This window comes from Paenibacillus sp. FSL K6-0108 (genome assembly GCF_045040695.1).
Taxonomy (GTDB): domain Bacteria; phylum Bacillota; class Bacilli; order Paenibacillales; family Paenibacillaceae; genus Paenibacillus; species Paenibacillus pabuli_B.
This window is the reverse complement of sequence record NZ_CP150288.1, coordinates 5,625,236-5,637,883: the sequence shown is the minus strand read 5'-3', so window position 1 is coordinate 5,637,883 and position 12,648 is coordinate 5,625,236. Positions and strand designations below refer to the sequence as shown.

Sequence of the window (12,648 nt, the reverse complement as noted above, 5' to 3'; positions counted from 1 at the left end):
GGTACATATGAAAGACAGGCACATTGAACAACTATTGAATCTTGCAGGTGGACAGGAAAATATTCGTCATGTGCAGCATAACGTGAATACCACTACGCTGACATTGCATAACGGTACAGGTGTAAATATGTCACTGCCTGTTGTATCAAATCTTGACGCAGATATTCGCATAACAGGTGGTCAATGTTACATAACACTTAAGGACGAATTCTCCCAACTATACAATACGCTACAGGGCATGGGAGTGGGGAAAGAAGAAGAGGAGTCGCTGCAAGAAACAGGACGTACAGACCGAAATTCATTTTCGTTATTACATTTTATTTCCGATGTGTTCAAGCCTCTGATGCCTGCCATCCTGGGAGCCGCAGTACTCAAGATTGTACTTGCCGTCATTACGTTATTTAACGTTTACAGTTCTACAGATTCCTCCTCGCTGATGGACAGTCAGACATTCCTGATATTTAAATCGATTGGAGATAGTGTGAATTATCTGTTGCCAATCCTGGTAGCCATCAGTACAGCCTATCGGTTAAAAAGCAATGTTTATGTTGCCGCAGCGATTGGCGGACTGATGCTCTACCCGCAAATGACCGCTTTACTGTCAGGTGAAGAAGATGTTCATTTTATGGGTGTACCCATTGTGTCACAAACGGTCTTTTTTTTAGCTCCCCTGTGGATGATTGTAACCATAGGCGCAGCATCCTGGCTGGAAAAGCGGGTTGAACGAATCAGCCCCTCAGCGCTGAAAGGAGTCCTCGCTCCGGCATTAATATTAATGATTATTGTTCCAATTGTACTGCTGGTGCTTGGTCCATTGGGTACTTGGGTTGACGAGCACCTGTCTGGTGTCATTGAATCGCTGCTGAATCATGCTCCAGTCGTCTTGATCATGCTGCTGGGAGCGATCATGTCGCTACTTATGATCACCGGGTTGCATTACTGGCTGTTCCCAATCCTGATTAATGAGCTTATGACGAATGGCTTCACCATTGTGCTTCCGGCCATGCTTGTTGCCTTTGTTGCTCAGGCTGGTGCCGCACTTGCTGCAGGTCTGCGCAGCGAGCAGCCGGAATTCAGGAAACTGGCGTTCTGGGCAAGCGTAACGGCACTATTCGGAGTGACAGAGCCTGCAATGTTTGCAGTCAATATGAGAAGGAGAGCGTCTTTTTATGCAGCCATGCTGGGTGGGGCGGTTGGAGGTCTGTATTTCGGTCTCCTGTCTGTTAAGGCATTGGTTATAGGCGGTACCGTCAGCCTGTTGGACATTCCATTCTACATAGAAGAGGGGACTTTCAATATGCTGCATACTTGTATTGGCATATGTATTGCCTTTGTGGGATCAGGGGCACTTGCTTACTGGATGGCGGGAAGAACGGCCAACCTCAAAAGTGTGTAAGTCCTGCTGAGGAACAAAACAGTCAATGAGAAGAAGCAAGCCGACCATCCATGTGTGATGAGCTTGCTTCTTTTTCTGCTTTCCACAGTCCCGATCTTATGAAAGGAATGCAACAAACATGACAAGTGTTATATGGGAGGCAGAAGATGAAAAAATCAAGTCTATTCATGGCTCATCCTCTTGAGTTTGAGGTTTTGGAGCATGATCGAGTCATTGCTAAAGTGAAGCTGGATTATAGAGATCAAACGGTTGAAGTGTGGCAAGACACAATGTATTGCCTGTTTTCTTCCCTTTCCAAACAAGTCAAAGGTGACCGTAGGCGATGTACTGGATTACTTTGAATCCAGATGTTTCCCTCGCACCAGACACCATGCCGATAAAATTTTGCAATCATTGGGTCTGAATGATTATGTAGCTTCGGAAATCGTAAAACAAACACATGGCGTGTTATATGATGATTATGTATGGACTAATGAGGAGTTGACCTGTGCCGATGTCCATCCGCGTTTAGCAGGTGAACAAGAATATTCGTCAAACTTTTGTGAGTAGTAGCAAGGGTGACCAATTGGAAAATTGATGATAAGTGGGCGAAAGCTAATAAGTTTGGGTATGAGGGCTGCTACTCTGAAGATTTCCTTCATCCAGGAGAGAGAGTATCATTACTTTGCATCGCATTTTGGAGAGCTATGGCGTTAAATTTGATGATTTACAACAGGGACAGAGCACACGAAATTTAGTGTTATCCGTTGTTGAGTTTCTCAACGATGTATTGAAATTAGATACGCTAGAGTACTTCTCACTGATGTTACCTTTGGATGCTATTTTGTTAAACGAAGACCGACATTTGAATAATATTGCTTTTATACATAGTCCTAAGGGTTATAGACTCTGTCCGCTGTTTGATCACGGTTTAAGTCTTCTGTCTGATACATGCCATTTAGCAGTGATTTTTCAAAACAAACACGTGCGCTGGAAACAAGCATTTAATTTAATCGTCCTTCGGTTACACAATTCATAGAAGAACATGAACGTGAGCTTGGAAGAATATCGCAAATTTTAAGATTTCAGATTCGGAAATATGAGCACTTATTTGTTTGATGTAATGAATGCAAAAAGAAGTTGACGTACACGTATAGATAACAACAATTTCGACATATTCAAACTAAATACAAACAGGCGCACCGTCTAATTCTGGTGTGCTTGTTTGTATATCTTTTTTGGAAGTTAATCTCTTGCTCTGCCGAACAAGCCACAGTGTTGGGTGCTGGATTGGAAATTAAATTGGGAGAAGTATTGATGGGGGGGTACCCCTATTGTTCCTGATGTATTTCAATATACTTCATTAGCTCCTGTATTCCTGCAAATTGAAGTGTCAGTTGCTTGTTTAGCTTTTGCAATGCAAGCTGGAAGGCGTTTTGGATTTGTGTGTAATTCTGAGTATCCAGCGAATTTAGAAGCTCTTTCATATATTCAATGTAGTAAACGGATTTTCTTAAACTGCTAATGACCAATATCTTTCTCAACTCAGCTCTGGTGTACATTCGATAACCATTGTGCTTGTCCCGTTCCGAACGAATTAACCCTTCTTTTTCCCAATGTCTGATGGCAGAAGTGTTGACCCCAGCAACTTCAGCGACTTTCCCAATCGTCATTGCATTCGTGATTTTAACATTCTTATATTCTGAAAAATCGGTCTGTTGGATCATGATCCATATCTCATCAACCCGTTGTTTCTCCAGTTGGGTGTTATACAACTGCTGGTTCAAAAGCCAAAGTGCGTCGTTGATTTCCCCACGTTTAACTTTCCTCATGACTTCATATACAACGGGAATCTCATAACCCTTTAATAACGAACGAATGGCGATGAACGCTTGAAAGTGAAAGGACGTGTAGTACCTGTGATTGCTGGCGGTCCGTGGAACGTCGGGAATCAGGCCTTCTTTTTCATAACGTCTCAGCGTGGTTGTACTAATAGCCAGTTCAGTTGCAATCTGTCCAGGTGTATATGTAAAGTTCATTTGCTTCTACTCCTCATACTTCAAGTAAAACCTTCAAGTGATACACTAACATAAAAAGAGGCAATGGGTATATTTGATCAGCACTTTAATTATGAAAACCGGAATATTGCATCAATGTTATAGACTGAATGTATAAACAGCAAAGGAGTAGTCACTAAAAAGAAAATAATTAAAATGCAAAAAAAAACCGAAAAGGTGGGGAATTGGACATTGAACTGTAGAAGGATGTGATGTGAATTAATCATTTTAATAGACAACTTTTCTCATAATAGGCACTATTATTTTCTGAATTATAGTTAATTGTCTATGCCCCCCGTGATCATTACACATAGTATGAGGAGAAATATCACGGAGGTGAGTTAATTGATAAATCGTCATGGGAAACGTATTTGTAGACCTAAATTTAAAAAACAATTGCATTGTGGTGTTAAGGGTAAGATTTTTTTAAGGGTTAAACCTAAAATTGTGATTAATGCACCGCAAGGGTCTCCAGGGATTCCTGGCCCAATTGGACCGGTAGGCCCGACTGGTGCTCCGGGGGTACCGGGGCCAGCCGGACTGCAAGGAGTTCCTGGTATACAAGGACCAGCGGGTCCGGCTGGCGCGATCGGAGCAGTTGGCCCAGCTGGCCCAGCTGGCCCTGTTGGCCCTGTTGGCCCAGCGGGTCCAGTTGGCGCTGCTGGTGCAACCGGCCCTGCCGGAGCAACAGGTCCTGCCGGAGCAACAGGTCCTGCCGGTCCAGCTGGGGCTGGAATAACCAATTTCCTGAGTGTTTTCCGTGCAGATCCTGGCACAGGTACTGACACAGTTCCAGGAAACTCACCAATAACGTTTACCGGAGTTTTGGCTAATGTAGGCGGAGCATTCACCTTCGTGCCTCCATCTCCGACGATAACAATCAATGAAACAGGAAGTTACTTTATCTCTTTCACCATTCATAATCAAGGCGATGCTGCTTTTAACCTCACAGTGAATGGAACGCCCATAACCCCTGTGCCTTTCACGGGTAATGGAGGAGGACCCATATCTGCTGAAGTTATTATTACGGTCACAACAGTTCCAACGACGATCGAGCTGGTAAATGCGAATGCAACTCCTGCACAGTTGCATAACAATTTGAATACCACTTTGACAATTCTAAAATTGACTCCTTAATTCCGATTCTCAATATAGTTTATGTCAGCATAAAAATAAAAGTTTATGTCTTTTATCCAGTCAATAAGTCTATTTATTCTAAAAGATAGTCTGAATGATCGGGAGGGGCTGAAGAGTGGCGGGACGATGAAGTTAAAAGACATCGCCGCTGCTCTCTCCGTTTCCGAATCGAAGCCCCCAAAGTCTGGTAAGTGAATCACGATGCAGGTAGCTATTGAAGGTATGAAGATTACTGGTCACTGAGATTACGCCCTTCGACACGTTCAAGCTGGACAAGATACTTAAGCAAGAGGAAGCTCTGGTTAAAACGTGGATAGTCCCAAAAAACGCATATAATATTTTACTTTGCAAAGGAGTGGTGCAATTGAAGAAAATGATTAAAATGAAAAACGGATCAGAGCTGGAAGTAGGTCTAATCGGAAATCCCGATCGCAAAGTCATTATGCTGCCCACAGCCAAAAAGTCCGTAACCGGACAAGAAGCTGAAACCCTAAAGTTATGGGGTGTTGATCCTGAATTGGGTGCAAAGTTTATCGACGGACTTTCGGATGAATTTCAGATCCTGCATTTTGATTATGAAGGCCACTATATGGCACATCCCCATCCGGAACATTTTACGTCCGAGTATATAACCGAGGATTTATTAAGGGTTGCGGATCAAATGAATGTGAATCGATTCAGTTATTATGGTTACTCCTGGCTGGCCCTTGTCGGATTGCAGCTCGCACTTCGAACTGGCCGGATGGAAAGTCTTATCATGGGAGGATTCCCGCCATTCGAGGGACCGTATGAGGAGATGCGAGTTGTTACCGCAAGGACATATGAAGCAGCACTGAAGCAGCATGGGAAATTGGAACATGAACAAGAAGGACAAGCATCGATGAATTCAGAGCAGTTGAGTCCGGGAGAAGTGGATTGGGACAACATTCAGATCCAAATTGATCCTGCTCAAACAAAACAATATGTCACCATGTACCAAAGTTTATTGGATTTTGATGACCAACTCATTCAGGATCAGCTGAGTATCCCGAGATTAACTTTTGCAGGTGAGAAAGATACAATTGTATATGGTGAAAAGTTTGGAAATGTGACAGTGGATATCGCCGGACGGTTGCAAAAGAATAAACAAATTCTTGAAAGCTTTGGCTGGACGGTCGAAATCATCAAGGGAGAGGATATGGATCACACCAAAGCGATGCAGCCCAGTACCGTTCTCCCTATTATCCATCCCTGGTTAAAAGCTCATTTAAGCTGAGAATTGGCAGGAACAAAGTTGGTAAAGTTGGTATTCTATTACTGTGTTACATCGTCCAAAGCTCTTTGTTTGCGCTGCTGATAATCCAAGATGGATTCATATAACAATCGCTCGTTGAAATCCGGCCACATCACATCTGTAAACCAGAGCTCGGAATAAGCGGCTTGCCATAATAGAAAATTGCTTAACCGTTTCTCCCCGCTTGTTCGGATCAGCAGATCGGGGGCAGGATTTAGTCCGGTATACAAAAACTTTTCGAATTCTGCCTCGGAGATTTCCGAGGTTTCTTTGTTTTCTTCATTGTTTTCTACAATGTACGTTTTGATTGCTTGTACGATATCGTTTTTTCCTCCATAATTCATCGCAAAATAAACAGCCATCCCGCTGTTCGTTTGGGTTAGTTCCACCACTTTGCGCATCGCTTCCTGTGTTTCTTGTGGGAATTTCGAGATATCACCAATAAAATTAACTTTGATATTATTCTGATTGAGTTCCTGAACAGTTGTATCCTGTACAAATTCGACCACCAGACTAATGATGTAGTCGACCTCTTCCTTGGGCCTTTTCCAGTTTTCCGTAGAGAAGGCGTACAGAGTGAGCGAAGCAATCCCGTTTCTGTGGCACATACTTATCGTTTCCCGCATCGTCTGCATTCCTGCATAGTGTCCGGCACTTCGAGGCAACCCTCTTCTTGTCGCCCATCTTCCATTTCCGTCCATCATAATTGCGATATGTTTTGGGACGAATCCGTTCCAATCGATGGAATGGATTGTATTAGGTTTTTCTTTATGTACACGGTACCACTTCAATGAAAAGTCCCTCCTGCTCAAGCTAGAATGGGTCAGACTCGTAAAATGAATTCAAATATTCCAAAATGATTTCCAGAATTTATGGTTATTATATAGGATTGCACTGGGACAAGCCATGATAGGTTTACAATGTCACCAAGATGCAGAAGGAGCGCCTCGATGTTAAAACAACAAATAACCCTTCATCTGTGGGATTACTTACAGGGAATGAACAAAGCCGCACCCAACTATCGATTATCCTACAAAAGCCTGCTCGTTTGCTGATTGAAAGAGCTTTCATTTCATACGTATACTAAAGGTGTCAACAAGGTCGGATGCGTCTTTATGGAGCATCCATCTTCATTTGGAAAGGATGATTGGACATGGGAAGATTAACTGGAAAAGTTGCAATTATAACTGGAGCGGCAAGCGGTATGGGATTGGCTGGGGCTCAATTGTTTGCCAGAGAAGGAGCGAAGGTCGTTGCTACCGATGTGGCGTTTGACGCTTTACAGGCACAAGTGAAACAGATCGTAGCTGACGGCGGAGAAGCAATTGCATTGAAGCTGGACGTATCCAGTCCGGAATCATGGAATGCAGTTGTGGAAGAAACCATCGCAAACTATGGCAAAATCGATATTCTTGTCAACAATGCCGGCATTCACATCGCCAAGGGCATTCTGGAAGCAGAATTGGAAGATTGGGACAAGGTCATGTCCATTAACGGAACAGGTGTATGGCTGGGAATGAAGGCGGTTATTCCTTATATGCAGAAAAATGGACAAGGCTCCATCGTCAATACGTCCTCCATCGCTGCCATCATTGGCGGAATTGCCGATGCTCAGGGTGCAGCATACAGTGCTTCCAAGGGATCTGTCCGTTCACTGACCAAACATGGTGCACAATGGTTCGCCAAAGATAACATTCGTGTGAACTCTGTACATCCAGGGGCTGTGTTTACCGGCATGGTGGAAAAAGCGGGCATCAAGTCCCAAGTGGAGATGGGAGAGCATTACAAAAATCTCGCCCCACTGCCTCCGCATGCCGGAGAGTCCATGGATATTGCCTACGCCTACTTGTTCTTGGCTTCCGATGAATCCAAATTCATCACGGGTGTGGAGCTGCCAGTGGATGGTGGCTGGATCAGCAACTAATCGCATAATGATCCAAACCTAACCTTCAAAGAGGTACTGGTTTCTCTCAGTTGTCATGAGAAACGGTGCCTCTTTCCGTTTCCAACGTATCCGAAGTTGGATTCAGATTGGAACGGTAAACTTCATTGGAACGATTCATGCGTGTGAATTCCAGCAGCTGCTCCGCCATATAGGAGGCACTGTATTTGAAGTTGCTTTGTACCCATCCGGTAATTAGACCAAGAACAGCATTGGCCTGATAACAGGCAAGAAGCTCCTTGTTCACTCGGGGATCTGGCGACATATCGGTCACATCCTCTAGATACAGAGTTTTGAGCGTCTCATAGAGTGTATTCCGAAAACCCGTAAGCATATTTGTGTTAACCAGCAGGGCATAGAAGGTGGCATGGCCAAGAACATGGTCAAAAATTTTGATAGCCGAAGCGCTCAGGTCCATAATTCCGAAATCCCGGTAATGCTGATAAGGAACTCGATAAGCAAAAATGAGATCATCTATTACGTCTTTTAAAATTTCATTGAGCAAGTCTTCTCTGTATACATAATGTTTGTAAAAGGTGCTGCGGTTTACATCGGCTAATTTCACAATATCGGTGATAGTAATACTCTCAAACGGCTTGCGCGACATCCATTCTAACAAAGAGGCCTTCAGGGCCTGTTTGGATCTATGGACTCTACGATCGGTATCGGGCATAGATAGGGATTTATACATTATACACATCCTCCTTTGCTGATCAATGATACAACTAACATGATGCGAATGAAGCATACAAATATGTGAATATATGGTGAATTACATGCGCTTTCAGTCCAAGATAGATCGTTCTCCATTATAATAAACCAAAACGGACAAGGAGATGAACTCCAGATGAAAAAACAAATGTGGATCATTGCCGGCTTTGTGGTTGTCATTGTGTTGGGAGCCTATCTGATAGCAAACAATGTAGGGACAGAAGAGGCAGGTAACGCCGAAGCGCCCAATATCAAGAAAATAGTAGAAGATATCAGCACCGGCAAAGTGACACTGGAATCGGCCTCCATTAATGCCACCCAGTTAATCGTCACGGATAAAGGCAAGCAAACGACAACCTACGACTTGCCTGAAAATGAGTTTTTCCTCTCCATTGCGCCTTACATGGAACAGACTCATCCTTGTGCAATTCATAGTCTGACCGGATGTCAGGGTGAAATGAAAAATAAGAAATTTACTGTGACGATTCATGATTCGGAAGGGAATACACTCATGAAGGATGCTGAGATCAAGGCCGGATCCAACGGTTTTATGGATTTCTGGTTAGCCAGAGATAAGTCATACCTCATTCGCGTGGTACATGATGGGAAAGTTGCAGAGACACAGCTCTCTACATATGAAGCAGATAATACATGCATTACAACGATGCAGTTGAGTTAAAACGTCGTACGGTGCATTCTATCATCATTTCAAAACAATTCATGTGATCCAGACCCGCCTTGAATGCGGGTTCTTTCATTTTTTTTCTGTTTATGCAGTGACAGGGAAGATATTGCAAATGAAAAATAATCATGCTTTTGAATTGACAAAATCGCAATCCTACGGGATAATCCATTAGTGATAATGATAATTGTTATCATATAAATACATATAAATAGGGGAGAAGTAGGATATGAAAAAAAGCTTAAACGGATTTTTACTGCTTACGGTTTTGGCGCTTGCTCTGACAGGTTGCGGTAAGGCCAACAGCACGACAGAGACAAATGAAAAAACCTCTTCCGGCAGCACGCCGACTGAAGAGACAGCAGGTCCTGTTACTGTTAAGCATAGTGGTGGAGAGCTCAAACTGGACAAACCAGCTAAGAGAGTTGTTACACTGGAATGGACATATACGGAAGATGTAGTTGCGCTGGGTGTTCAGCCAGTAGGTAGTGCAGACAACGCCAATTATAAAGTCTATGTGACTCCTCAAGCAGCTCTGGATGACACGGTAACGGATGTGGGAACACGTGACGAGCCCAATCTGGAGGCGATTGCAGCTTTGAAGCCGGATCTGATTATCGCCAATTCCAATTCCAATATCTATGATCAGCTCAATGCCATTGCACCAACGCTTGAATATGATCTGTATACGGGTGATGGCTATACGTATGACAAAATGACAGAAACGTTCAATAATATCGCGGTTGCGCTGGGAAAAGAAGATCAAGCGAAGAAGGTACTCGATGAACTCGATCAGCATTATGTAGAAGCCAAAGAAAAACTGGCTGCTGCAGGTAAAGAGAACTTCCACTTTGCACTGACACAGGCATTCACGTATCAAAATGCAGCCAGTCTGCGCATGTTCACCGATAACTCGGTCGTGATTGGCACATTGAACAAAATTGGTATGGTTAACGATTGGCAGCCGGAAAAGGTAGAAGGTTATGGTTTCTCTACAGTGGGCATTGAATCCTTATCCGATGTACAGGACAGTAACTTCATTTATATTACACAGCCGGACGATGACGTTTTTGGCACAGCCATGAAAGATAACTCGGTTTGGAACGGACTCAACTTTGTTAAGGAAAAACGCACATATCAACTCGATAGCACAACATGGACATTTGGTGGACCGATCTCCTCCAAAGCATTGGTTGATGGGGTTGTTGAGGTAATTACCAAATGAGTTCGGTTCAGGCAACTAGGCCAGCAATGAACTGGCGTACAATAAGCATATATGGGGGCGGTCTATCCGCTCTCATCGTGCTTTTTTTTGTAAGCCTTTGTTATGGTGAGGCAGCGATTTCACTCCATACCGTATGGGACGCACTTACGGGCAGACAGAATACATTAGAGCACAATATGATCTGGGATTTGCGTATGCCACGTACGGTTATCGGTATTATTGCCGGAGGGGCTCTGGCTGTAGCGGGAGCGCTGTTACAGACGATTACGCGTAATCCACTCGCAGCGTCGGACACACTGGGCATCAATGCCGGAGCTTACTTTATTGTGGTGCTGGGAACCATTCTTTTTCCAGGTTTGCTCAGTCAGTCACCTTTTCTATTTGCAGTTCTTGGTGGTCTGGTGGCAGCATTTGCAGCGTATTTTATGGGTGGCGGACGAAGATCCAGTCCGGTACGACTTGCATTGTCCGGCATGATTGTGTCGATGGTGCTTGGTTCGTTTACAAGCGCACTGCATATTTTTTTCTCCATGGAAACACAGGGGCTGTTTCTTTGGGGTTCAGGAACACTCGTCCAGAATGACTGGAGTGGTGTAGCTTATGCTTGGCCTTGGGTCATTGGTATTACCATTCTCGCGTTAATCCTGTCCAGACAATGGGATATGCTGGAGCTGGATGAATCAACGGCATCTTCATTGGGACAAAAGGTTGGACTCGCTCGTGCTGGCGGTTTGATGATTGCAGTCTTGCTGGCTGCGGTGATTGTCAGTGTAATCGGGCCGATTGGCTTCGTGGGACTCGTGGCACCACATTTGGTTCGATTGAGTGGAGTACGCTCTAATCGATTGCTGCTGCCCGGTGTTTTTATATGGGGAGCGGCTCTCCTGGTTGGTGCGGACGTACTCGCCAAGATGGTGCATAACTCGAGCATGGAGCTGCCGACAGGCGCTGTAATGGCGATTATTGGTGCACCGTGGCTGATCTGGCTTGTACTCACACGCATGAAGGCCGCGAACGGGTCGGGCATGTCCACTTCAATGAGTACAGGAGCACCTTCTCGTCGCTTTGCATTTGGCCCGATGGCCGTATTATTTACGGTCATCACTGTAGCGCTGATCTTGCTCAGTACGATGTTTGGCGGTATGCGAATTCCGCTCGGCGATCTGTTACCGAGTCTATTCCAATCTGATGGATTATTCTCTGCATTGGTTCAACTTCGAATTCCACGTACGCTAGTTGCCGCAGGTGCAGGGGCTGCACTGGCGATCAGCGGTGTGCTCATTCAGATGGCGGTACGTAATCCGCTGGCGGATGCATCCATTGTTGGTGTATCCTCGGGTGCCGGGCTTGGAGCAATGATGGTTATCATTTTGTTCCCGGGTCTTCCTGTGTATTTGCTGCCGATCGCGGCAATTGTTGGTGCAGCCATCGCTGCAGTGGTTGTATTCTCCCTCTCCTGGAAGAAAGGGCTGAATCCTTCTGCGGTGGTGTTGCTGGGGATTGCCATGTCTGCCATTGCAGGAGCAGGCATTCAGATTCTGATTGTACGTGGAGCAGTATACGGTAGTAGTGGATATATCTGGCTGACCGGAAGTACCTATGCCCGTACCTGGGATCAGGTAAAGACTATCGGTATCTTTCTATTAATTCTGGTGCCGGTGGCTTGGTGGCTGGCTCGCAGATTTGAACTGTTGGTATTCGACGATAATAGTGCATCAGGACTTGGACTGAGCGTACGCCGTACACGTTTGCTGGCTATGACGACAGGGGTACTACTGGCAGCCGGAGCCGTTGCATGTGTAGGGACCGTCGGTTTTATCGGTCTGATAGCACCACATATGGTTCGTCTGCTCACAGGACACAAGTTAAGACGATCGATGTTTTTATCCGCGTTGGTGGGGGCTGTCATGCTGGTGCTGGCCGATACGATCGGCAGAACGGTCATGGCGCCAACAGAAATCCCGTCAGGCATACTTATTGCGATCATTGGCACACCGTATTTCCTCTATCTAATGTATCGTTCGAACTGGCGTAAATCAGTATAATCAAATGAATTCAGGAAGCCTGCTCCATGAGCAGGCTTTTTGTGATCTGTTTGTCTTGTCCGTTCCTGCCTGTCTAACCAGGGGAAGCAGCATTTTTTTATTTTCATACAGGGTAGTAAATAAAAAAGCCCCCTTGGTCTGCAATGTGCAGAGATCACGTTATCAAACGTGAAGCTCATGCCCACTGCGAACTCTGGGGGA

12 protein-coding genes are annotated in these 12,648 nt (G+C 44.8%); 9 read left to right on the top strand and 3 right to left on the bottom strand.

The window, feature by feature from the left end; translation table 11 throughout:
- Positions 1 to 7 precede the first annotated feature (7 nt).
- Together MHB49_RS25670 and MHB49_RS25665 are read left to right on the top strand one after the other, a co-directional pair.
- On the top strand, positions 8 to 1,396 hold the full coding sequence (locus MHB49_RS25670) for a PTS transporter subunit EIIC (protein ID WP_405153474.1): 1,389 nt from the start codon (positions 8 to 10) through the stop codon (positions 1,394 to 1,396).
- Between the two features lie 146 nt (positions 1,397 to 1,542).
- Positions 1,543 to 1,737: a hypothetical protein gene (locus tag MHB49_RS25665; protein ID WP_405153473.1), complete on the top strand. Its 195-nt coding sequence runs from the start codon at positions 1,543 to 1,545 to the stop codon at positions 1,735 to 1,737.
- A gap of 969 nt (positions 1,738 to 2,706) precedes the next feature.
- Here MHB49_RS25665 and MHB49_RS25660 read toward each other — a convergent pair.
- Complete coding sequence (locus tag MHB49_RS25660) at positions 2,707 to 3,414, bottom strand: MerR family DNA-binding transcriptional regulator (RefSeq protein WP_405153472.1); 708 nt, start codon at positions 3,412 to 3,414, stop codon at positions 2,707 to 2,709.
- 465 nt (positions 3,415 to 3,879) lie between these two features.
- On the opposite strand from MHB49_RS25660, the gene MHB49_RS25655 reads away from it, so the two are divergent.
- The 3 genes from MHB49_RS25655 to MHB49_RS25645 all read left to right on the top strand — a co-directional run bounded on the left by MHB49_RS25655 (position 3,880) and on the right by MHB49_RS25645 (position 5,824).
- Complete coding sequence (locus MHB49_RS25655) at positions 3,880 to 4,569, top strand: collagen-like protein (RefSeq protein ID WP_405153471.1); 690 nt, start codon at positions 3,880 to 3,882, stop codon at positions 4,567 to 4,569.
- A 45-nt stretch (positions 4,570 to 4,614) separates the two neighbouring features.
- Positions 4,615 to 4,764 (top strand): phage terminase small subunit-related protein, encoded by a 150-nt coding sequence (locus MHB49_RS25650; RefSeq protein WP_405153470.1) that lies wholly within the window; start codon positions 4,615 to 4,617, stop codon positions 4,762 to 4,764.
- Between the two features lie 178 nt (positions 4,765 to 4,942).
- Positions 4,943 to 5,824 carry an alpha/beta fold hydrolase gene (locus tag MHB49_RS25645; RefSeq protein WP_405157239.1) on the top strand — a complete coding sequence of 294 codons (882 nt, stop codon included), beginning with the start codon at positions 4,943 to 4,945 and terminating at the stop codon, positions 5,822 to 5,824.
- Between the two features lie 38 nt (positions 5,825 to 5,862).
- On the opposite strand, the gene MHB49_RS25640 is transcribed toward MHB49_RS25645, so the two are convergent.
- Positions 5,863 to 6,633 carry an isoprenyl transferase gene (locus tag MHB49_RS25640; RefSeq protein ID WP_405153469.1) on the bottom strand — a complete coding sequence of 257 codons (771 nt, stop codon included), beginning with the start codon at positions 6,631 to 6,633 and terminating at the stop codon, positions 5,863 to 5,865.
- Positions 6,634 to 6,995: 362 nt separating this feature from the next.
- Here MHB49_RS25640 and MHB49_RS25635 point away from each other — a divergent pair, with 362 nt between their 5' ends.
- Positions 6,996 to 7,766, top strand: coding sequence for an SDR family NAD(P)-dependent oxidoreductase (locus MHB49_RS25635; RefSeq protein WP_405153468.1), 771 nt, complete (start codon positions 6,996 to 6,998; stop codon positions 7,764 to 7,766).
- Positions 7,767 to 7,812: 46 nt separating this feature from the next.
- Here the strand turns inward: MHB49_RS25635 and MHB49_RS25630 are convergent, their stop codons facing one another.
- Positions 7,813 to 8,475, bottom strand: a complete 663-nt coding sequence (locus tag MHB49_RS25630; protein WP_405153467.1) for a TetR/AcrR family transcriptional regulator C-terminal domain-containing protein — start codon at positions 8,473 to 8,475, stop codon at positions 7,813 to 7,815.
- 156 nt (positions 8,476 to 8,631) lie between these two features.
- On the opposite strand from MHB49_RS25630, the gene MHB49_RS25625 reads away from it, so the two are divergent.
- The 3 genes from MHB49_RS25625 (at position 8,632) to MHB49_RS25615 (ending at position 12,447) form a co-directional block, all read left to right on the top strand.
- A complete protein-coding gene (locus tag MHB49_RS25625; RefSeq protein WP_405153466.1) occupies positions 8,632 to 9,174 on the top strand; it encodes a CueP family metal-binding protein in 543 nt (180 codons plus the stop codon).
- A 232-nt stretch (positions 9,175 to 9,406) separates the two neighbouring features.
- Positions 9,407 to 10,402, top strand: coding sequence for an ABC transporter substrate-binding protein (locus MHB49_RS25620; protein ID WP_405153465.1), 996 nt, complete (start codon positions 9,407 to 9,409; stop codon positions 10,400 to 10,402).
- Complete coding sequence (locus tag MHB49_RS25615) at positions 10,399 to 12,447, top strand: iron ABC transporter permease (RefSeq protein WP_405153464.1); 2,049 nt, start codon at positions 10,399 to 10,401, stop codon at positions 12,445 to 12,447. The genes MHB49_RS25620 and MHB49_RS25615 overlap by 4 nt, the downstream gene beginning before the upstream one ends.
- Positions 12,448 to 12,648: the final 201 nt, after the last annotated feature.